This is a genomic window from Haloferula chungangensis, from assembly GCF_042664875.1.
GTDB lineage: Bacteria > Verrucomicrobiota > Verrucomicrobiia > Verrucomicrobiales > Akkermansiaceae > Haloferula > Haloferula chungangensis.
Genome location: NZ_JBHTBS010000007.1, coordinates 281211 through 300586, shown reverse-complemented (window position 1 = coordinate 300586; position 19376 = coordinate 281211). Strand labels below are relative to the sequence as shown.

The 19376-nt window shown below is 57.0% G+C and carries 22 protein-coding genes; 3 read left to right on the top strand and 19 right to left on the bottom strand.

What is annotated here, in order from left to right; all coding sequences use genetic code 11:
• Nucleotides 1-251 precede the first annotated feature (251 nt).
• The 9 genes from ACFQY0_RS14740 to ACFQY0_RS14700 all read right to left on the bottom strand — a co-directional run bounded on the left by ACFQY0_RS14740 (nucleotide 252) and on the right by ACFQY0_RS14700 (nucleotide 9900).
• Nucleotides 252-860 carry a hypothetical protein gene (locus ACFQY0_RS14740; protein ID WP_379713779.1) on the bottom strand — a complete coding sequence of 203 codons (609 nt, stop codon included), beginning with the start codon at nucleotides 858-860 and terminating at the stop codon, nucleotides 252-254.
• Between the two features lie 3 nt (nucleotides 861-863).
• A complete protein-coding gene (locus tag ACFQY0_RS14735; RefSeq protein WP_379713787.1) occupies nucleotides 864-1568 on the bottom strand; it encodes an RHS repeat domain-containing protein in 705 nt (234 codons plus the stop codon).
• A gap of 1250 nt (nucleotides 1569-2818) precedes the next feature.
• The gene (locus ACFQY0_RS14730) at nucleotides 2819-3634 is read right to left on the bottom strand and encodes an RHS repeat-associated core domain-containing protein (RefSeq protein ID WP_379713777.1); all 816 of its coding nucleotides are present in this window, start codon (nucleotides 3632-3634) and stop codon (nucleotides 2819-2821) included.
• Between the two features lie 360 nt (nucleotides 3635-3994).
• A complete protein-coding gene (locus ACFQY0_RS14725) occupies nucleotides 3995-6517 on the bottom strand; it encodes an MFS transporter (protein WP_379713775.1) in 2523 nt (840 codons plus the stop codon).
• 80 nt (nucleotides 6518-6597) lie between these two features.
• On the bottom strand, nucleotides 6598-6969 hold the full coding sequence (locus tag ACFQY0_RS14720) for an NUDIX hydrolase (RefSeq protein WP_379713773.1): 372 nt from the start codon (nucleotides 6967-6969) through the stop codon (nucleotides 6598-6600).
• Nucleotides 6966-7433, bottom strand: a complete 468-nt coding sequence (locus tag ACFQY0_RS14715; RefSeq protein WP_379713771.1) for a CYTH domain-containing protein — start codon at nucleotides 7431-7433, stop codon at nucleotides 6966-6968. The genes ACFQY0_RS14720 and ACFQY0_RS14715 overlap by 4 nt, the downstream gene beginning before the upstream one ends.
• Nucleotides 7430-8185 carry a ParA family protein gene (locus ACFQY0_RS14710; protein WP_379713769.1) on the bottom strand — a complete coding sequence of 252 codons (756 nt, stop codon included), beginning with the start codon at nucleotides 8183-8185 and terminating at the stop codon, nucleotides 7430-7432. Before ACFQY0_RS14710 ends, ACFQY0_RS14715 begins: the two co-directional genes overlap by 4 nt.
• Nucleotides 8182-9735, bottom strand: coding sequence for a CHAD domain-containing protein (locus tag ACFQY0_RS14705; RefSeq protein ID WP_379713767.1), 1554 nt, complete (start codon nucleotides 9733-9735; stop codon nucleotides 8182-8184). The genes ACFQY0_RS14710 and ACFQY0_RS14705 overlap by 4 nt, the downstream gene beginning before the upstream one ends.
• Nucleotides 9736-9900: a CopG family transcriptional regulator gene (locus ACFQY0_RS14700; RefSeq protein WP_379713765.1), complete on the bottom strand. Its 165-nt coding sequence runs from the start codon at nucleotides 9898-9900 to the stop codon at nucleotides 9736-9738.
• 152 nt (nucleotides 9901-10052) lie between these two features.
• On the opposite strand from ACFQY0_RS14700, the gene ACFQY0_RS14695 reads away from it, so the two are divergent.
• Nucleotides 10053-10304, top strand: a complete 252-nt coding sequence (locus ACFQY0_RS14695) for a DUF167 domain-containing protein (protein ID WP_379713763.1) — start codon at nucleotides 10053-10055, stop codon at nucleotides 10302-10304.
• Here ACFQY0_RS14695 and ACFQY0_RS14690 read toward each other — a convergent pair.
• The 8 genes from ACFQY0_RS14690 to ACFQY0_RS14655 form a co-directional block, all read right to left on the bottom strand.
• On the bottom strand, nucleotides 10301-10576 hold the full coding sequence (locus tag ACFQY0_RS14690; RefSeq protein WP_379713761.1) for a hypothetical protein: 276 nt from the start codon (nucleotides 10574-10576) through the stop codon (nucleotides 10301-10303). The two genes, ACFQY0_RS14695 and ACFQY0_RS14690, sit on opposite strands and share 4 nt — an antisense overlap.
• Nucleotides 10573-11559 (bottom strand): SPFH domain-containing protein, encoded by a 987-nt coding sequence (locus ACFQY0_RS14685; RefSeq protein ID WP_379713759.1) that lies wholly within the window; start codon nucleotides 11557-11559, stop codon nucleotides 10573-10575. Before ACFQY0_RS14685 ends, ACFQY0_RS14690 begins: the two co-directional genes overlap by 4 nt.
• An 18-nt stretch (nucleotides 11560-11577) precedes the next feature.
• A complete protein-coding gene (locus ACFQY0_RS14680) occupies nucleotides 11578-12018 on the bottom strand; it encodes an NfeD family protein (RefSeq protein WP_379713757.1) in 441 nt (146 codons plus the stop codon).
• A gap of 412 nt (nucleotides 12019-12430) precedes the next feature.
• On the bottom strand, nucleotides 12431-12541 hold the full coding sequence (locus tag ACFQY0_RS14675; RefSeq protein WP_379713755.1) for a DUF6868 family protein: 111 nt from the start codon (nucleotides 12539-12541) through the stop codon (nucleotides 12431-12433).
• Nucleotides 12542-12603: 62 nt separating this feature from the next.
• Nucleotides 12604-12828, bottom strand: coding sequence for a hypothetical protein (locus ACFQY0_RS14670; RefSeq protein ID WP_379713753.1), 225 nt, complete (start codon nucleotides 12826-12828; stop codon nucleotides 12604-12606).
• A 117-nt stretch (nucleotides 12829-12945) separates the two neighbouring features.
• Nucleotides 12946-13374, bottom strand: coding sequence for an HIT family protein (locus tag ACFQY0_RS14665; protein ID WP_379713751.1), 429 nt, complete (start codon nucleotides 13372-13374; stop codon nucleotides 12946-12948).
• 1 nt (nucleotide 13375) lies between these two features.
• Entirely contained in the window at nucleotides 13376-13807 is a 432-nt protein-coding gene (locus ACFQY0_RS14660; RefSeq protein WP_379713749.1) for a DUF5069 domain-containing protein, read from the bottom strand.
• 51 nt (nucleotides 13808-13858) lie between these two features.
• Complete coding sequence (locus ACFQY0_RS14655) at nucleotides 13859-14662, bottom strand: hypothetical protein (RefSeq protein ID WP_379713747.1); 804 nt, start codon at nucleotides 14660-14662, stop codon at nucleotides 13859-13861.
• Between the two features lie 155 nt (nucleotides 14663-14817).
• Here ACFQY0_RS14655 and ACFQY0_RS14650 point away from each other — a divergent pair, with 155 nt between their 5' ends.
• Entirely contained in the window at nucleotides 14818-15555 is a 738-nt protein-coding gene (locus ACFQY0_RS14650; RefSeq protein ID WP_379713745.1) for a polyamine aminopropyltransferase, read from the top strand.
• Nucleotides 15556-15718: 163 nt separating this feature from the next.
• Complete coding sequence (locus tag ACFQY0_RS14645; protein WP_379713743.1) at nucleotides 15719-16141, top strand: hypothetical protein; 423 nt, start codon at nucleotides 15719-15721, stop codon at nucleotides 16139-16141.
• Nucleotides 16142-16220: 79 nt separating this feature from the next.
• Here ACFQY0_RS14645 and ACFQY0_RS14640 read toward each other — a convergent pair whose 3' ends face one another.
• Both ACFQY0_RS14640 and ACFQY0_RS14635 read right to left on the bottom strand, forming a co-directional pair.
• A complete protein-coding gene (locus tag ACFQY0_RS14640) occupies nucleotides 16221-17921 on the bottom strand; it encodes a sodium:solute symporter family transporter (protein ID WP_379713741.1) in 1701 nt (566 codons plus the stop codon).
• Between the two features lie 187 nt (nucleotides 17922-18108).
• Nucleotides 18109-19242, bottom strand: a complete 1134-nt coding sequence (locus tag ACFQY0_RS14635) for an aldose epimerase family protein (RefSeq protein ID WP_379713739.1) — start codon at nucleotides 19240-19242, stop codon at nucleotides 18109-18111.
• Nucleotides 19243-19376 lie beyond the last annotated feature (134 nt).

Below are 19376 nucleotides of genomic sequence, written 5' to 3'. Positions count from 1 at the left end.
GCACCTATGGGCTTCCCCCATGGCAAGACCCCTCGGATCAACACCACCATTCACGCACCGACCCCTTTCAAATTAGCTCTAACAGGAGTCTTTTTTGTCAAGATTTGTCGCCTGACCCCAGTTTCCCTGACCCCAGTTTCCCCCGAGGTCCGGCTTAAAACAGTGCCATTCTCGCCTGACCCCTTTCTGACCCCTTTCTCTGTGTTCCACACTGACCCCCCTTTCCCATTGACTGACCCTTATCCCGCCTTTCAAGGACCAACCCCAGACTTTTCCCTCGATCGAAGCCACTCAATGACTTTTCCCATCGCTTGATAATCGGGTGCTGGGGAAAAATCAGCCTCTCTCACGGCCCAGCGATACTTTTTTTCCGAGAGCGATTCCATTATGTAATCAACACTGTTACTTCCTGTGCTCATCGATGTTCTCTTGAATGCAACCGGCTCAAGAAGCAAACTCTCAATCATCCCAGCAAATTCATGAAAAGCATCGGAATCTATTTCGTATTTTTTGTCTGGGCTGGACGGGTAGAATTTCACTGTCACTTCGGCGGTACCGTCTTTCTTTACCGAAATAGTCCGAACCCGATCTGTTGATTCGCCCAAACTCCAAATCCTAATTACCCTGACAATATTCGGTTTTAGTTCTTGTCCGATGTCGCAGTCACCACCCTGCTTGCCTAGAATTCGCATGTATCGCTTCGGACGCTGGTCATCTGAACTGAGTCTCGCGATCTTCAGTAGCCTTCCGATTCTAGGGGATTCATAAATACCGTCTGAGACCGACTCACTCCCATTCAAGGCCACCGGGAAAACCGCTCCAACTACAACTAACAAAGCAATGCAGATTCTGCTCATCATCTCTCAAGGTAGTTGATTCGGTCTCGGTGGGATCGGAGGCGAGCCTGGCAACGGGTTGTAACCTTTGCTATCCATTGGCTTAGGGCTATTCGGATCCCCCTCTTTATCATGTCCCTTCCCATCTAGAATTGCTTGTTCAATTTTCTCTTGGTAAGTCGTAGTAAGTTCTGCTGCTTCTTCGGGAGTCTCTGGCTCGGGAAGCGCCTCGATTTCATCCACTATTTTTTGGATTTCCTTTAAAATCGACCTGATGTGTCGCTGCTCATGCCCTTGAACTTGATCCCAAGGTTGCGCCTTTTTCGTTTTCGGATCAATCGGAATGACAGATTGGTTCAAGTGTATTTTCCCATCACCCTCGATAGTAGATTTGCCCTCGCATTTAATCTTTACCTGGGCGTGATAAGCATGGTGCCCCGCCGCTCCTCGTCCATCATTTGCGAATGGCATGCGACCATTTCGTCCCCACCTTGTTTCAATTTCGTTGGCTTGTTTCAATTCCGATGCATCCAACTCAATCCATCCAAGAAGATCCCAAGAATTAATCCCATCATTCCCGACAAATCCATAAAGGTTCATTCCACCCCGTTCCCCGATCGGGTCCCTAGATGGCCATCTGCCGGTCACCGGGTCGTAGTAACGGTAGCCGTAGTAGCCGAGTCCACCAGGGACTCTCGATATCGGCTCGGAATGCTTGGAGTAGAATCCCATACGCTTTGGATCTTGGCGATTCCGGCGGGAGATTGGAAGCGGATTCGCCTGTCTAGAATCAATTTCGCCCATGCCTCAAAAGGGCTTTCTCACTAAGGGTACCGCCACAACTTGACAGTGAAATGCAAAATCCAAGGACCGATCCCAGACCCAAAATATCTGCGGAGCGGAGCATTCCGCCGGGTGGTCCGGAGCCTATTCGCTCCTACTAGAGTTGTCGTAGGAAGCCGGCTAAATGCAAAATCCAAGGACCGACCCCAGACCCTTTCATGACGGTGGGACTCTTGCACCGGCGCGGAACCTGACCGCAAACTACTAGAAATGCCGTAACTGATTCAAGGATTGCAAGATTTATCACCTGACACGAATGGCACAGGTGAAGCGAGCATCACCGGCTCGCGCCGCCGCCGGGGTGCCGCCGCGTCGAGCGGACCCTTTTCGACGACCGACCACTATTCCGCTCGACCCACCGGCCCTCCCGACGGCCAAGAGCACCTATGAGTTTTTCCCATGACAAATTCCCTCGGATCAACACCACGATTCACGCACCGACCCCTTTCAAATTAGCTCTAACAGGAGGCTTTTCTGTCAAGATTTGTCGCCTGACCCCAGTTTCCCCCAGTTTCCCCTGACCCCAGTTTCCCCATGGCAAAACCCCTCGGATCAACACCACGATTCACGCACCGACCCCTTTTCCAATTACAGCGGCGCGAAGCCTGAAAGCTACTGGAAACGTCGTAGTAAATGTCAAATAGTTTTGACTGACCCCTATTCCGCTCCACTGACCCCTATTCCGCTCCATCGCCCAGTTGCGAAACGTGAGGATCAACACCACCTACTTCACGGATAGCCCTTCGCCCGCTCCATGATTCATAAGAAACCCCACAGATTAGAGACAACAACGCGAGCCCAAACACTGGCACTTCCAAAATCCAAGATTCTTCGTAAGTTGTCACCCTAAGCCCGAAAAGCGTCTCCCTAAATGAAAGTGGATACGGCGCGATATGGGCAGCAAAGTAAGTCCTTCGATTTCCAAACCACTCCGGATTAGTAGTAACTCTAAACCTCCCTGAACTCAGATCCACAGACAATCCGAATGACTGCGAGGACTGCGCTTTTGCCAATAGCCGAGCTTCACAAAAGAGGGATAGAGAGGCGAAGCAGAATAGAATTGCTCCACAAAGGCAGAGAAAACGCCCCGTGCTGGTATTCAGACTTTTTCGGAGAAACATGCGACCAACTACAGCTTCTCACCTGATTTCCAGAGTGTTCTCTCCGACAATCGGATCCACCCCCCTATTTGAATCCTTGTCATTGATCCTTGAGCGCTCTGGGCCAAGATAACCTGGTCGGTTTATGGCCTGCACCCAACTGGCGGTCACCTCGCCGCACTCTTCGACCTCAAGCCCGTAAGAAACGACGAACGCCGCTGTGTAGGCGGACGAGCCACCTGCGCCTGGAGAGGTGTAGCCTAGAGTCAAGCTCCCACTCATTGAGCCCCCGCTACAGGGTACAGATCCTAAATCAATCACGGAGTTTCTCGTCCAGTAATCTGAATGGGCGTCCGTCATGCGAGGCCCTGGCTCGACAGGAGTAGGGCTTCCTCCTGAGGGTTCATAAGCCAAATCATAACCCAAAAGCCCAACCATTATATTTCTCGCCAATTCCTCAGTGGTCCACTTCGATGCTACCGAAACAGTCAGCTTCACATCGATTTCGCCCAGGCAGCAGGAGCCTGCACCCTCCGCGCCACCATAACCATACCCGTGAAGCTCGCTGATGTCATAGCAGTTGCCTTCGTATTCCAAATCGAAGTAGTAATAATCCTCGTCCTTCGAGTAATACTTACTTTTTCTTACGTGGTGAATCTTCTTCAGCCCGAGATCATCGATCCAGTTCACCCCATCATTTCCCACGAACCCATACAGGTTCACCCCGCCTCTTTCTTCAATTGGATCCCTGGATGGCCATCTGCCGGTCACCGGGTCGTAGTAACGGTAGCCGTAATAATTGAGGCCAGTGGAAGAACTGGAACTCTTTGAAGAGACTAGGGATCGGAAAGCCATAGCTCGGGGATTCTGAGGTTTCCTATTGGGGATGGGAAGACGATTCTACGCGGTACCACCCGCTTTTGGCAAAGTCCCGCGCCGGCAAAGGCTCGTTCATTCGTTTGAACAGGGGGCATCCCTCCGGGATGCGGGATTTGAGGGGATGGGTTACCCGGGGTGGTCGCTTCGCTTGACCCCGGGCTACGGTCTTTCATCCCTTCGGGATGGGCCAGCGACTGAAGTCGCTGCTCCTTGAGGTGGCGTGGGAGGTGCGACGCCCTCGTCGCGCTAGAGTCGGGAGGTGTCTGCCCTTGACGCGGCGATTGTTGGACTGAAGTTGTCCTTTCCTTGCGGCACGGGGGCGTGCCGCCTCCTGGGTTATGGGAGGAAGACGAAGCTGCTTTCGTCGGTGCGGGTGCCTTTGGGAAGGGGGATGCCGTCGGGGCCGGCGGCGGGGCCTGTTAGGTGGAGGTGCTCTTCGCGTTCTTCGTAGGAAAAGCCTGGGAGGAGGATGCCGACGGAACCTTCTTTGCCGCCGACTTGGTGAGGGCTATCGGGGTGGGCTTGGGTGGGATCGGGGAGCGACATCGAGATGATGATGCCGTTGATGGCGAGGCAGGGGCAGTGGTGCCAGCCTTCGACTTCGAGGGGGGTGGAGGCTTGCTCGCTGAAGTCGAAGAAGGTCGAGGGCTGTGAAGGTGGGCCGCCGGATGCGATTTGTTGGCGAAGCTTGTTTCCTCCGAGCCAGTATGGGGTGCTGTTAGAGGTGGCGTTGGATTTGAAAATGGAGGCGAAGCTGGCGAGGCCGACGAGTTCGCTGACGGTGGGGTCGTCGGGGAGGACGGTGAAGGGAGTGCGGCGCTGGAGGGCGTTGATCTGGCCGAGCTGGTAGCCGTTTGCCCAGGCTTGGGGGTTGCTGGATTTGGCGCGGTGCAGACGGCTAGCGAGGCTGGCGGCGGAGGCTTCGAGGAGACTGCTGCGGACTTTTTTAAGTGAAACTTTGTCGGGGGCGATCGGCTTTCCGAAGGCGACGCGCATGTGGTAGGGGATCCGGTGGGGGATCTTGGTGAAGAAGCGGTTGCGCTCGAAGGAGAGGATCGAGCCCCAGGAGCCGTCGGCCCAGACGGGGACGCTGGGGCAGTTGGCGAGGCGGGCGATGATTTCGAGGCCGCGCTTGAGTTCCTGCAGGGTGCCGGTGCGGCTGAGTTGGCCTTCGGGGAAGATGCAGACGACGTGGCCATCCTTGATGGCGTTGGCGGCGATCTTGAGGGCTTCGCGGGGTTTGTCGGTGGAGATCGGGACGGTGTTGAAGAGCTTGCAGAAGCCGCGGATCAGCGGGTTGGCCATGAAGGCGCCTTCCATGACGAAACGGATCGGGCGCGGGCTGGCGGCAGTTAGGAAAAAGGCGTCGCCCCAACTGATGTGGTTGGGAAGCAGGAGGACGCCGCCTTTTTCCGGGAGGTTTGAGGTATCGACACCGCGGATGCGGTAGAAGGTGCCGATGAGGGTGAGTCCGATGACACGGACGAATTGGGAGGGGATCAGGCGGATGATGAACCAGGTGATCAGTCCGCAGCCGAGACCGAGCAGGCCGACGGAGATGCGTGAGATGGCGGCATCCGAGAGATTGGCGAGCCTGAGAAGTTGGGGAATGAGTTCGACGAGGCCGACGGCGATGATGCCGGACATGCAGTCCTGGAGGTTGGAGGCGGATTGCAGTTCGCCGCGCTTGGTGGCGGGATAACGGTCCTGCATCCAGGCATTCAGGGGAGCGAGAAAGATCGCGGCAAAGAAGGCGAGCAGGGCAAGCATCCAGAGGAAGGCGCCGGAATGGGGGGTGACGAGTGCCTTGAAGACCGGAAGCCAGCCAAGTCCGGCAGCATCTAACAGATCGAGGGATCCTTCCGGATTGACCAGCATGAGGCCGAGGGCGCAGAGAGTCATGGCGACGCCAGCGACCGGCACCCAGCCGAGCTCAATGCGGCGTCGGAGGAGGAAGGAGGCGAGCCCGAAGCCACCGACCATGCCGAGGGAGGCCGCTGCCATGAACCAAGAGGACAAGGTTCCGAAGCCTTCCTGGCCGGCTGTTAGAACCTTGGCCAGTTTGACGGACCAGAGATTGATGAAGGAGGCGAAGCCCCAGAAGAAGGCGACGCCGAAGGAGGCCTGGCGGAGCCGGCGGTCGCTCCAGAGGTCGGCGAGATGCCTGAAGTGCTGAATGGCAACGCCGGGAGTGAGTTTCTCCGCTTCCTGTGCCGGCGTGCGTGGAATGATGATGGAGAAAACGATCGAAGGAAGGGCGAGCGCGGCGAGGATGAGCAGGGGGATCATCGCGGCTTGCCAGGCGACATCGGGCGTGCCGCCGGCCGCGCGGTAATTCTGGTCGTAGATGACACCGGCGGCGATCTGACCGGCGAGGATGGCGAGCATCGACATCATCTGCTGGATGCCAGAGGCGAATCCGAGGTGGCGGGAGCCGACGAGTTCCTTGTTGATGCCGATTTTCGCCGGACTAAAGAAGGCGGACTGGACGGCCAGGGCGAAGAAGCCGCAGAGGGCGAGCGGCATGTTCCTGAAGTAGATGGACGAGCAGAGCCAGACGAGTACGACGAGCTGGGCGACTGCGGAGCCGACCATCACATCGCGTTTCGAATAGCGGTCGCTCAGCCATCCGGCGAGCGGCGCGAAGAGGACGAAGGGGAGGGCGATCATGATGCCGGCCCAGGACTCGACCGGGACGCCGAGCATGGTGTAGGCGATGGCACCTCCGAGGGGGACGAGGATGAACTGGGCGGCCTTGTCGTTGAACGCATTCTGCGTCTGCTGTGCGATCATGCTCCAGAAGCCAACCCACTGTTTTTTTGTCGGTTCGTGATCGTCAGGCTCGTCTGCGGCTTCCATTAATGGCGACGCTAGGGAGGAGAGGGCAGCTTCGCAATGTTTTGGGGGATCGATCGGTTGATGGATCCGTTTCTTCGGCTTTAGAGCATCATTCGAAGAATCACACGGAGCTCTTTGGAGAGCATTTTTTCTGCCTTTTCGATACTTACAATGGCGCGCCGGCGTTCACGCGATTCGGGAAATCGGGAGAGGACATCGCTGACTTTCATTCTGAAGATCCGCAGTCTTTTGCCATTTTTTCGTCTCGAAATTTTGAAGTCGCGATAGCCCCGGTGCATGACTCCGAAGAGTCCGGCTTCTTCGTACGCTTCATCCCTAGCGACCGCACGATCGCTGCGGCCTCTCTCACAGCAGCCTTTGGGGAAAATCCAGTCTCCGCTGCCGCGGCTCGTGATCAGCACGACTCTACCGTCCTTGGTGACGGGTATCACTCCAACTTTGTAGTGCTTCATTCTGGTAGTCCATTCTTCGCGAGGTTTTTGTTTTTGTAGCGGGAATCGTTGGTGACTTCATGGCCGATGAACTCAGGGATGGTGAATTCGCGGCTGGCGGTCTCCGATTCGAATTCCACTTCGGCGATCATCAGTGAATCCAGGGGGCCTTGATAAACATCGATCTCAATCGTGCGGCCGTCCAGTTCAAGATGATGTCTCGTTTTATCAATTCTGAGTCCTTCCGTTAGTTTCCAGAGTCCTTCGAACTGATCGTCACTCAACGGGATTTCATACTCCTCGCGAACCAGGCCATCGCCTCTCTTGCAAGTGAGGCTGTTCTGCCCGCCGCCGGAGCGTAGGCGGACTTCGGTTTCGCCGGTGGTGATGTAGCCCTGGCGCAACGCGGTGCTGCCGCTGAAGGCGAGTTCCGGCAGGAACTTGAGGAGGAATTTCCTTTCGATTTCTACGCAGTCGTTCGTCATGGCTTCAGTAGGGATTCGACTTCCATCCATAGCTCGCGAAATGCCTGGCTCGATGGATGAGCAGGTGAGAACTGGAGGACGGGAGCACGGTGAGTCCCCATGGACTCGATCTCGGCGCTGTAGGGGATGCTGGACCTCAGCATTCTTTTCTCGCTGAGTCTTAGCCGGGACATGGTGTCGCTGTGGATGCGCTTCCGCTTCTCGACCATCGAGAAAAATGGCCGGAGCTTCTTTTTCTTGAAGTCCGCCTCCTTGAAGAACTCGGTGAGCTGGGAAAGGGTGCGTTCGGAGAGTGTGGTGGGAACCACCGGGATGAGAACGATATCGGAAGTGCGAAAGACGTTTTCCGCCATCAGGCTGAGCGTGGGAGGGCAATCGAGGATGACCCGGTCGTAGCTGCTGCCAAGATCTTCGATGAAATCGGCGAGGCGGCGTTTCGACTTCTTGATACCATCTAACAGGCTGTCGAGGTTTCGGAATGCCTGGTTGGCAGGAAGGATGTGAAGCAATTCGAAATCGGTTTCGCGGATCTCCTTTGTCGCATCTCTTTTCTGAACCAGACTGCGAATGATCGTTTTCGATGGCTGTGCTTTCTCAGGACGAACGCGAAAGTAGAAGGTCGAAGCGCCTTGTTGGTCGAGGTCTATCAAGAGGGTTTTGAGGCCGTGCTTTGCGGAAGCGTAGGCCAGATTGACGGCTGCCGATGTCTTGCCGACACCGCCCTTGCTGCTGTAGCAGGCAATGATCTTCATGGCTCTGGGGATTGAAGGTTCGAGAAAAGGGTTTGGAAGCGTTTCCGCATCTTGCCATCGCTGAACTGACTGAAGCGCTCAGCGACGCTTGCACGCGCCTTCAGTTGTTCATTGTAAAGGACAGCGATGAGCGCCCCGAGCGCCGCTGAGGTGTGCTTGTCCAGCTTCGGGGCCTTGTGAAGGTAGTCCTCCATAGCGATGGATTGCATGGAAAAGTCGTTGAAGTCTCCGAGCACGTTCTGAAGACCCTTGAGGCGGCGCAGTATCTTCCGCAGACCCTTCTGGTCGAAGAGGGAGGCGAAGAGTTCCAGCAGGTAGCGCAGACGTTTGCATTCGATCCGCAGTTCGTGAACCTGCTCATCGGGAGTGCTGTCCGTGAGAGCCATGCCCAATTTCCGGACGTGGCGGTAATGCTTGAGAATCTCTCTCGTGACGACGCTGCCAATTTCCTGATCGGCGCGAGCTCCTGCGGGCAGGTCCTCGGCATTCAGCCAATCGGTTCGCTGTTGCATCGCCTTGAGGTAGGACTTCGAGCGGAGCCGGCGGCGGACGGTGGTGATTTCCCGACCTCGGTCGCGTCGGAAGTCGTCGAACATCCGGTCGAGTCCCGAACGGAGGTTCTCCGGAACGAGGTTGCGGTACTGGTCTTCCTGGAGGAGATAGACATCGAGATCGCGCAGGCGGTTCGTGGCACGCGCGTGGTCTCCGAACTCGGACTTCAGCCGGCGCCTTTCCTCGGCCGGGTAGGCTCCTTTGACAAGGGTGACGACCGATCGGAGTTTGCGAATGGCCACCCGGTAATCGTGGAGGAATTCGGTGTCGATGTCGTCGATGATTCCCGGCTCACTATGGCGAGCGGTTTCAAGCATTGTCCTGGCGATCCGGGTGACGGCTTTTTGGAGCGACTCATTCGGATGGAGCGAAATCTGTGCCTTGGAGGAAGGAAGGGCGGAGGGAGCATCAACGAGTTCCCGGACACAGGCCAGAAGGCCATTCGTATCCGCTGACAGATCCGGTGAGTTGGAAAGGCGCTGGGCGATGTCATTCGCCTCATCCTCATAGCCGACAAGTGGATGGGCTGTTAGGGTTTGGGCGAGAATTTCACCGGAGTCGAGAATCGTGTGAAGCGACAAACGGAGAACGATCTTCCTGTCGGCATTGCGGACTCTGAAAAGGGATTCCTCCAGGTCGGCCTTGGCCAATGGCAGAGCGGCTCTGAGCTTCAGCTGAGATCGCAGAACTGACTGGAAATCGCCGTCCTCGAAGTCCCACCAGAAGACCGGGCGGTGATGCTTGATCTTTTGCTTGCTGCTCGTCGTCGGATTGCTCAGCTGGTCATCATCGATGATGGAAAAGATGCCTCCCAGACGCACCAGTGACTGACCGTTCTTCGAGAACGGTCGGTCGAAGCTGTCGTAGAGTTCCAGCGTGCGGGTCGATGGCGCGCTGTGGTCCAGTTGGTAGTCATCTCCAAGGAGCCCGGCGAGGGTCACGCGATTGGCTTTGGAGCAGTCCCAGCGCTGCGGTTTCGGATTGGTCGCCACTGTCATTTATTTCTTCCCTTTGAGGTAACCTTCGACGAGCTGCTCGACGATCTGCTGGATGCTCGAATCCTCTTTGATGGCTTGTATCTTGAGCGCCTTCAACGTGGCGCTGTCCAAGCGCAGCGAGGTGTTCTTTCGCTTGTCCTTCTTCTTGTCGTTCCCTTTGGCCATTTACTCCTTGAAGGAATGACGTCATGATGGGGAAACGTCAAGTTGCTTTTCGTCAGTCCAATCTAACGGCTCGAAGTAGTGGCTCGAAGTCGTTCCTTGATGAGAAGTTTTTTGGCTTGGGTTTGTGGCAGAGGCGGCTGTGACTTGGCTTTGTGAAATTGCGAGTAAGAGCCGTGCCGAATGCCAAACGCAGTGAGGTGGTGGGCTGGGAAGAGGATCCGCAGGCGGGGCGGGTGCTACGGGTGAAGATCGCGGCGCCACCGACCGAGGGGAAAGCGAACGCCGCCTTGCGGGATTTCCTGGCAAAAGCGCTCGGGGTTTCGAAGTCGCAGGTGCGGTTGGAAAAAGGAGACACGTCCAGGTTCAAGACCTTCGAGGTGCCGGACGGGGTGGAAATCCGTTAGAAGCCGGCCAATGGAATCCCGCTCGCGACCATACCAGAACCGAGAAGAAAGATCAGGAGGGCAGTGAAGCTCGGGCAGGTGCGGTCGTTGATTGCTGCGGCGAGTCCCTTCGCAAAGCCGCGGAGTAGCGACAAGAGACCGCCAAAAAGCAGGATGTCGAACCATGTGCCCGCCGAGGGAGGCCCTTCGTCGTCGTTGATGATGAGGAGAACCGCCCCGGAAAGGAGTAGTGGGCAACCGATTCCGATTAGAATGACGCCGAAGACATTCATCCTAGTGGTGGTGGGCCACTACTTGCGTTCTTACTTCCCTGAAGAATCTTCGAGAGCGAGGCAACAGTACCACCGATGTCGGAGAGGTTCTGGGGAACAATGAGCGTGTTGCCTTCCTTGGCGAGATTGCCGAATTCCTTCACATACTGTTCGGCGACGCGGAGGTTGACGGCGGCTTGTCCACCGGGGGATTCGATGGCCTGGGCAATCTGGCGAATGCCGTCGGCGGTGGCGGTGGCAAGCAGTTCGATTTCGCGGGCCTTGCCTTCGGCCTCGTTGATCTGTGACAGCTTCTTCGCTTCGGAGCGTTTGATGGCATCCTGCTTTTCACCTTCGGCGACGTTGATCTGGGCTTCGCGCTGACCTTCGGAAAGGGAGATCTGGGCGCGACGCTCGCGTTCGGCACGCATCTGTTTTTCGAGTGCGTCCTGAACCGATTTCGGAGGGGTGATGTTGGCGATTTCGTAGCGGGTGATTTTCAGTCCCCATGGCTCGGATGCCTTGTCGAGGGCCATGATGACCTGGGCGTTGATGGTGTCGCGCTCCTCGAAAGTGCGGTCGAGTTCGATCTTTCCAATCTCCGAGCGCAAGGTCGTTTGAGCGAGCTGCGAGGCGGCGAAGTAGTAGTTTTCGATCCCGTAGGAAGCGGCTTTTGCATCGAGGACCTGCATGTAGAGCACGCCGTCGATCTCGATGGCGATGTTGTCCTTGGTGATGCACATCTGGGATGGCACATCGACGGCTACTTCCTTGAGCGAGTGCTTGTAAGCGACGCGGTCGAAGAAAGGGACGAGGATGTGGAAGCCGGCTTCGAGGGTTTTGCGGTACTTTCCGAGCCGTTCGACGACGAAGGCCTGTCGCTGGGGGACGACGCGGGCGGTCTTGAAGAGGACGATGATGATGACGAGAACCGCGACGATCGTGATGATGAGTCCTTTCACGCCATCGCCGGCTGCGGCGAGTATGAGGTTATTGATGTTCATGTTTTGTCTGTTGGAGAGTTAGCGCTTGCGGACGTGGAAGGTGAGGCCTTCTCGGCCAGATATGATCACGGGGGTGCCGGCGACGATGGTGCTTTCGGCGCGAGCTTTCCACTCGGAGCCCTTGATTTCGATGCGGCCATCGATGCCGGGACCAGGGATGTCGCGGGTGACGAGGGCTTCGCGGCCAGTGAAGTCGTCATCGAGGTCGCCGTTCTCATCGTCGCTCTTGCCGACGAACCAGCTTTTGACGAGGTGCCGGAGGGAGAAAAGCAGGACGACCGAGCTCGCACCGAACATGAATGTCTGGGAGGTCAGGGACGCCGTGAGGCCGAGCCAGGTGGTCAGTGAGGTAATCAGGGCGCCGACGCCAAAGAAGACAATGACCACGCCCGGCACCATGAATTCGGCGAGGATGAGGAGGGCTCCGGCGATGAACCAGAGGGTGATGGGGTCGTTCATGATTTGGATGGGTTGGTTTACGTATCCTTTCTAGCAGGAGCGATGGCCCGGACGATTACAAACGGAATGCTAGCTTGGAGGAGGCTTGGTCGCGCTGTTGAGCCTTTCCTGTGGGTTTAGAGCGGCGAGCCTGGTCCAGGCGTCTGGATCACTTGAGGTGACGCTTCTGGGGTCGGCACAGAATGCCGGCTCCAGGGTGACCTCCAGCCCGGACGAAGCGCGATTTCGAACGGACCTGTTAGAGATGGCGAGCGATGATCAAGACGAAGGTCGCTTCGGCACTCAGCTTGCTGGAATGGGTCTGCATACCCATCGGTCGTGGTCTCTTTCGATCTGAAAATCGTAGCAGATCAACTCGTAGTGAACGACCCGGTGCTTTGTGCGCCTTAGGGTCACCAGGCCGTGACCGTGATCAGGAGGCGATCCTCAATGCTGGATACGGAACCAGATTGGCAGCGATGATGAACATCTTGTAGGCGGCCATGGCTGCGTAATGGATGGCATTGAATTGCGCCTCACTCATGGGATTGCTTCTCCTTTCACTCGGAAGCTACACCCGGCTGTCCTCTGGCGGGTGCCTTGAAATTACGGCTCGAGGGTTTCCTCGTCGGAGTCCTGATCCGTTGGCGGTTCAATCAATTCGGCGCCTCTGAGCAGCCTGCAGAACTCTTTCTTACTGAGTTCGTGAAAAGTTCCTTCGCCCGATTCGAGATCGGTAATGAGCTTGTATTCGATATCGAGACGCGCCCAGTTGACGATGCGGATGTATTCGTTGCCCTTTTTCCAGAGCTGGCCTTGTTGGAGTTTCATAGGATGGGTCGGGCTTTTGGAGTTTTGGGACCAGGATGGATTGGATGGATTGGACAAAGGCACCGGAATCAAAACCGATTTGTGATTGAGGCTTATGAATCAGGATTCTTATCCATCCTAATCATCTTGGTCCAATTCCTCATTTAGAAATCTGCGTGCGGCGTGGCGGATGGATGCGATCTCATCCGGGAGGTAGGGCTTTTTGACATCGCTGGCCCAGACGGTGCCGGGCCAGGCGGGGTCGGACTCGGAGCGGCCGACGAGGTGGATATGCATTTGCCGGACGACGTTGCCGATGCAGGCGACGTTGAGCTTGTCCGGGCTGAAATGCTCGGAGACAAAGATCGAAATCGTCCGCACGAGGGATGTGACTTCCTCGTAGCGGGCGGCATCGAGTTGATGGAGGTCTTCAATCCCTTCCTCGACTTCGGGAACAATCAGGATCCAGGGGAAACAGGCATTGTCCTTGAGCAGGACATGGCATCCGTTGAGGACCGCGATTGGATGGGTTCCGGCGGCGAGGCGGGGATGAAGCTCGAAGGACATGTTAGGCGAGTGTCGCTTTGTGGAACTCGTCCCAGTCGTCGAGGTTGTTCAGGTTGATGGCGTCGCGCGGGTCTCCATCGGGAAGTCCGGCGGCACTGAGGATGCTCTGACGGGTCTCATCGGCGTGGATGTAGCCGACGATGGCCGCATTGAGTTCCTTGATGGAGGCTTCGTTGACTTTGCTGCCATTCTCGGAGACCCACTTTTCGCACTGAATGTAGGTCGGTTTGGTGGCGATGAATACGAGGAAGGCGTCGCGATCGAGACCGAGGCCGTCGAGGACCATTTGGTCATAGCCCTGACCGCAGCCGGGGTAGCCGTCGGCGAGCTTGCCTGCGGCTTCGAGAGAAGCTTTCAACCAAAGGCGGGGGAGGTGGAGAACGCCGAGAGGGCCGGCGATGCCGGAGCTGATGAGTGGAACGAGTTTTGACATGGCTGGAGCTTTTTAAAGTCTATCGACGGGATTGCAAATTCGATTGGTGGCTCATTTTGCCGTGGTGTCGTCGACGGGAAGGTGCTCGATGCAGTACTCGGTGCCATCGGGCATGACGCGGAACTGGAGATCGTCGTCATCGTGTTCGGTGCGTTTGCAGGTGGCGCAGGAATGGAAGGCCTCGGCGTCGGATTTTTTGGCAAGGGTGAATTGCTGCCGGCGTTTTGCGGCTTTTGCGAGAGTGGCCTGGCCGCGTATTTCTGCTGGCAGGACCCAGAGGAGGTAGGGAATCAGGGTCGGCACCACGACACACAGCAAAATGGGAGTGGCAATGGCGGAGAAAATCATCATGCCGAGCGCGAGCCAGCCGAGGAAGCGGACTTTGACGGGGATGAAAAAGAAGAGTCGGAACTCATAGTTCGGGAAGTAAGTCGCGAACGCGAGGAACATCGAGGTGTAGATGTAGCGTCCTGCAGACAGGGTGCCGGGATCAAAGATGAACATGCCAAGCACCAGGCAGATCCAGGCGGTGAGAATGTAGAGAGTCGTTCGCGTAGGGCCCCAGACACTTTCCAGGGAGTCGTTGATCAGAAAGGCGATCATGACGGCGAAGAAGAGAAACAGTGCACCGATCGGGGTGAAGCCGGCGGTGCCGGCGGGAGTGAAGGCGAATGTCAGGACTCGCCAAAACTCTCCGGACAGGATCTTTTCGCGATCGAATGCAATGCGTTCAACGACGGTGGGGTCGACCCATTGCCAGGCGAAGACGATGACGCCGAGGAAGGTGAGGTATTTGAAGAGTCCGGGAAAGGCGACCCATTGGAGTCGGGATTCGAGTGAGGACAGCCAGCGCATGGCCATAGCAATGGCGAGGATCGGCGCTGGGCCAAGCAATATCGATGGGGAGTCGGGCTCTGATTCTGGTTTTAGGAATGAGAAGGCTGGGGGCTCCGCTTTGCTTTGCGAATTTAATCGGTGGGCAGGGGCGAAAAGGGGACCTAGAAGTGGGCGTGCCTGCATCGACACGATTTCAAGAACTCGATTACCGCAAGACGCCGCTGGGCGAACTGATCCTTCGGCGGCGGACCATTCCAACGCTCGATAATCTGGAGGTGTATGAGGTGATCCTCGGCGACGCCTATCTGATGTCGAGTTTGTTCACGGAAGTGGAGCAGGCGCTTTCCCGACTGGGGCTGGCGGCAGCAAAGGAAGGTTTCGATGATAAGCTCGATGTGGTGGTGGGCGGACTGGGACTCGGCTACACGGCGCGCGCAGCTTTGGAGGAAGCGCAGCTGGGATCGCTGTTAGTGGTCGATTATCTGGCCCCGGTGATCGAGTGGCATGAAAAGGAGATGGTTCCACTGGGCAAGGGGCTGAACGATGATCCGCGCTGTCGCTATGTGCATGGTGACTTTTTCGAGCTCTCGCTGAGTGGGGAGAAAAGTTTCGATCCTGAGGATGCAGAGCGGAAGTTTCATGCGGTGCTGCTGGATATCGATCACTCGCCGGCGAACCTGCTGCATGAGCGGCATGGGGAATTTTATGCGGCGGAGGGATTGGAGAAGCTCGCGGCAAAGATTCATTCGGGCGGGGTGTTCGCGCTGTGGTCGGATGACCCACCGGAGGAGTCCTTCATGGAGGCCCTGAGCGAAGTGTTTGCTTCCTGTGAGTCGCATGTGGTGTCGTTCGAGAACCCGCATCTGGAACGGATGTCGGAGAGCACGGTATACGTGGCGACGAAGGCATGAATCGGCCGGTCGCGATTCGACGCCCGCTGCGACGGTGAGGGGATCCAAGGACGCGAACACAGATGTCCAAGTGCTGGAAAACCAGCATTTAAGACTTGACCATGGGTCGAGCTTGTGATGGGGTAGCGGCATGAAGCCAGATTTTTGTGCAAGGGTGAGACCGATGGGTTTTGCGGGAGTGGTCGTGATGAGTCTGCTGTCGACTTCCTGCTTCTATGTCTGGCAGGAGCCGGTCCGCTATGGTTCGGCTGGTTCTGGTGCCCAGCAGCAGGCGCCGGTCCCGGGGACTCTGGATGAGCTGAAGGCGCAGCGGGAGCAGGAGGAACTCGAGAAAGCGAAGCCGCCGGTGACAAGTTCGAAGCCTGCGGAGAAGCCGAAGACTCAATCCGCACCAGCGCCCGCACCCGCCGCGCCCCGTCAGGAGGCGACGAGTGTGCCAGTGGCCAGAAAGGTGCCGGGCCGGGAAGGCTTTGTATTCAGTCCCTACAACAACAAGATGATCGATGTGAAGGGCTTCCCGAAAGGAACCAAGGTGCGCGACCCTCAGTACGACGCCTCTGAGAACAAGTTTTTCCGGGTTCCTTGATTGGAAGAAGCGATAGTCCTTAACGAAAGAACCCCGCCCGGATCGACCGGGCGGGGTTCTTTGTTTGGAATGGAAGCTCTTACCAGAAGACGATGTAGAGAATGATCGTGAGAACGATCACTCCAGCGCCAGCAAACTTGGCGAATGGCGAGGAATCGAGATTCATGGCCTTGTTCTCCGGGAGTACGATTGGGGAAGGTAGTGGCTTTATCAAAGTCATGATGCCGCAGTAGATCATCACGAGGATGAAGCAGAGCCCCATGCGATCAAGGAACGAGATCGATTCCGCAAACCACCAACCTTGGGCGATGATAATATCGGCCAGCACGAATTTGATGGCTCCGTAGAGGATGGCGTTCAAGAGAATGCCGGACCAGCCAAGGAATCGAGGGGCCTTTGGAACGAGCACGCCGAAGATGAAGACCGCGAGCACGCCTGGCGAGATGAAGCCTTGGAATTCCTGAATGAAGGCAAAGATTCCTCCGAACTTGGGATTGGCCAGGGATGGTGCGATTGCCGCAGCGATGATGACGAAGAGAACCACGAACACTTTGCCGACGCCTACGAGTTGCTTCTCGGAGGCATTGGGCTTGGCTTTGTGATAGAGGTCCATGGTCGCGATGGTGGACGCGGAGTTCAGCATCGAGGCGAGTGAGGAAATGACGGCACCGAAGATTGCGGCGAGGACGAACCATGAGAGCCATGGGTGCGGCTTGACGAGATTCTTGAGGAGCAGTGGGAATGAGGCATCGAGATCGTGGCCACCGGCGTTGTTGGCCATTTCTGTGGCAAACATGTTGAAGGCAAGGATGCCCGGGATGACGACGACGAAGGGAACGATGAGCTTGAGGAAAGCGGCGAAGATGATGCCCTTCTGGCCTTCAGCGAGTGACTTGGATCCCAAGGTGCGCTGAATGATGTACTGGTTGAGGCCCCAGTAGAAGAAGTTGGGAATCCAAAGTCCGAGGACAAGTGCCGTCCAAGGAATGTCAGGATCGGAAAGCGGACGCTGCATGTGGAGCTTGCCACCTTCCTCTGCCGTTCCGGCATTGAGCATTTTGAAGCGCTCCCAGGAACCAGCTTCTCCAAGTTTGGCAACATCGATGTCTTTCAATGTGGCTGTTTTGGCGAGGTCAGAGGCTTCCATAGAGCCGAGATGTTTGAAGGCAAGGTAGGCGACAATGGCTCCACCAAGGATCAGCGATGCTCCCCAAACGAGGTCGGTCCATGCACAGGCTTTCAGGCCGCCGACGAATACGTAGGCTGCTGCGATGAGTGCGATGAGCCAACACGCGGCGGTGAGGTTTCCAAGGAGAGGAACGTCAGGATAGTAAACCGAGATGACCTTGGCACCGGAGAAGATCACGGATGCAGTGGGGACGCCTACGAGTATGACGAGTGTCGCGACGGCCATGACCATGCGGGAAAGAAGGCCGTAGCGGTATTCGAGGAATTCCGGGGCCGTGTAGATACCTGCTTTGAGAAACTTCGGAAGGAAGACGAAGGCGACAACGACGAGCGTGACGGCCGCCATCCATTCGTAGGAGGCAATGGCCATACCGAGATTGCCGGCCGCTTGGCCGGACATGCCGACGAATTGTTCGGTCGAAATATTGGCAGCGATGAGGGAAAAGCCTACAAGCCACCACGTAAGTCCGCGACCTGCGAGGAAATAGCCTGAAGCACCTCCGCCCTCCGATTCGCCGCTGGTTTTGTTGCCTTGATAGATTCCGAGGCCGATGACGCCGACGACGAATATAGTGAACAGGATGATTTCCATGGATTTGGTTAGCTGGGTTCGATGGGTTTGAGAAGCTTGGGTGGAGGGATTGAACGGAGCGTTTTGCAATGCCGCAAGGATGGAGTGTGACGTCATTGCCCGCGGGTCACGCCACTCTTCAGGCGTCCTTTGCCCTGATTGTTAGGATTGCTTATGGGGAATGTCCTGAAGGGCGGTGCCGTGCTTCCTATTCTTGGGAAAACCGGTGAATGAGGACGTGTCGATAGGTGTCGCCGGGGCGCAGCACGGGGCTGGGGAAGTTGGCTTGGTTGGGCGCGTCCGGGAAATTCTCGGTCTCCAGGCAGCAGGCGCTTCGTTTGCCGTAGGCGGCGCCACCTTTGCCCGGTGCATTTCCGCCTTGGAAGAGTTCTTCGCTAACCCAGTTGGCGGCGTAGAACTGAACGGCGGGCTGATTGGTGGAGACTTCGAGGACGCGACCGCTTTTCGGATCCTTGAGGCGGGCGGCGAGGGCGGAGCTCTCGGGCTTCGGTTCGCTGAGCACCCAGCAGTGGTCGTAGCCGGCCCCGAATTTCAGGGCTTCGAAGTCGGCATCGATCCGGTCTCCGATGATATGCGGCTTGGTGAAATCCATGGGGGTGCCCGTCACAGGAGCAAGCTCACCGGTCGGGATCATTCCGGGGCTAGTGGGGAGGTAGCGATCCGCGTGGAGGGTCAATTCGTGATCGGTGATGGAGGTGCCATGATCACCGGAGAGGTTCCAGTAGCAGTGGTTGATAATATTCAGGACGGTGGGTGCATCCGTGGTGGCGACGCATTCCCAGACGAGTTCGGCCTCCTCGGTGAGGGTGTAGGTGACCCGGACATTGAGATTCCCAGGATAACCTTCTTCGCCATCTTTCGAGAGATAGCTGAAAGTCACGGAGCGTCCATCGGCTGAGGGCTCGGCCGTCCAGAGGACGTGGCTGAAGCCGGTTCGCCCACCATGAAGGTGGCAGGCGACGCCGTTCGGTTCGTTATTCTCGGCGAGGGTGTATTCCTTGCCATCGAGGATGAAGCGTCCGTTCGCGATGCGATTTCCGAAACGCCCGACCGAAGCTCCAAAGTAGGGATTGCTCTCTCCGGCGTAGCCTTCGACCGAGTCGTATCCGAGCGTCAGGTCGACGAGCTTGCCGTCCGCTGCGGGGATCTCGCAGGACACGAGCGTGGCGCCAAAGTCGGTAAGGCGGATGCGCATGCCGCTGGGATGCTCGAGGGTGAAGACTTGGGCGCTGCGGCCATCGGCGAGGCGGCCAAAGTCGGCTGCCTGGATCATGTGGGGTGCGGAGTTGTTGTCGTGCATCCTGATGAATGGGCTTAGCATGGAAACGGGGGATTGAGGCGAGATTTTTCGCGAGCTGGGGTTTTCAGCAGGAGAAAGGTCATGGCGGTGAGCGCGTGATGGAAGGCGGGTGCAAATTGCCGGGTGGAGTGGTCGAAGAATCAAGAATCCGCTTC

Excerpts from the sequence above, each read along its gene's own strand:
- ACFQY0_RS14740 (WP_379713779.1), bottom strand. The coding sequence starts at position 860 with ATGATGAGCAGAATCTGCATTGCTTTGTTAGTTGTAGTTGGAGCGGTT.
- ACFQY0_RS14735 (WP_379713787.1), bottom strand. The coding sequence starts at position 1,568 with ATGGGATTCTACTCCAAGCATTCCGAGCCGATATCGAGAGTCCCTGGT.
- ACFQY0_RS14730 (WP_379713777.1), bottom strand. The coding sequence starts at position 3,634 with ATGGCTTTCCGATCCCTAGTCTCTTCAAAGAGTTCCAGTTCTTCCACT.
- ACFQY0_RS14725 (WP_379713775.1), bottom strand. The coding sequence starts at position 6,517 with ATGGAAGCCGCAGACGAGCCTGACGATCACGAACCGACAAAAAAACAG.
- ACFQY0_RS14720 (WP_379713773.1), bottom strand. The coding sequence starts at position 6,969 with ATGAAGCACTACAAAGTTGGAGTGATACCCGTCACCAAGGACGGTAGA.
- ACFQY0_RS14715 (WP_379713771.1), bottom strand. The coding sequence starts at position 7,433 with ATGACGAACGACTGCGTAGAAATCGAAAGGAAATTCCTCCTCAAGTTC.
- ACFQY0_RS14710 (WP_379713769.1), bottom strand. The coding sequence starts at position 8,185 with ATGAAGATCATTGCCTGCTACAGCAGCAAGGGCGGTGTCGGCAAGACA.
- ACFQY0_RS14705 (WP_379713767.1), bottom strand. The coding sequence starts at position 9,735 with ATGACAGTGGCGACCAATCCGAAACCGCAGCGCTGGGACTGCTCCAAA.
- ACFQY0_RS14700 (WP_379713765.1), bottom strand. The coding sequence starts at position 9,900 with ATGGCCAAAGGGAACGACAAGAAGAAGGACAAGCGAAAGAACACCTCG.
- ACFQY0_RS14690 (WP_379713761.1), bottom strand. The coding sequence starts at position 10,576 with ATGAATGTCTTCGGCGTCATTCTAATCGGAATCGGTTGCCCACTACTC.
- ACFQY0_RS14685 (WP_379713759.1), bottom strand. The coding sequence starts at position 11,559 with ATGAACATCAATAACCTCATACTCGCCGCAGCCGGCGATGGCGTGAAA.
- ACFQY0_RS14680 (WP_379713757.1), bottom strand. The coding sequence starts at position 12,018 with ATGAACGACCCCATCACCCTCTGGTTCATCGCCGGAGCCCTCCTCATC.
- ACFQY0_RS14675 (WP_379713755.1), bottom strand. The coding sequence starts at position 12,541 with ATGAGTGAGGCGCAATTCAATGCCATCCATTACGCAGCCATGGCCGCC.
- ACFQY0_RS14670 (WP_379713753.1), bottom strand. The coding sequence starts at position 12,828 with ATGAAACTCCAACAAGGCCAGCTCTGGAAAAAGGGCAACGAATACATC.
- ACFQY0_RS14665 (WP_379713751.1), bottom strand. The coding sequence starts at position 13,374 with ATGTCCTTCGAGCTTCATCCCCGCCTCGCCGCCGGAACCCATCCAATC.
- ACFQY0_RS14660 (WP_379713749.1), bottom strand. The coding sequence starts at position 13,807 with ATGTCAAAACTCGTTCCACTCATCAGCTCCGGCATCGCCGGCCCTCTC.
- ACFQY0_RS14655 (WP_379713747.1), bottom strand. The coding sequence starts at position 14,662 with ATGCGCTGGCTGTCCTCACTCGAATCCCGACTCCAATGGGTCGCCTTT.
- ACFQY0_RS14645 (WP_379713743.1), top strand. The coding sequence starts at position 15,719 with ATGGGTTTTGCGGGAGTGGTCGTGATGAGTCTGCTGTCGACTTCCTGC.
- ACFQY0_RS14640 (WP_379713741.1), bottom strand. The coding sequence starts at position 17,921 with ATGGAAATCATCCTGTTCACTATATTCGTCGTCGGCGTCATCGGCCTC.
- ACFQY0_RS14635 (WP_379713739.1), bottom strand. The coding sequence starts at position 19,242 with ATGCTAAGCCCATTCATCAGGATGCACGACAACAACTCCGCACCCCAC.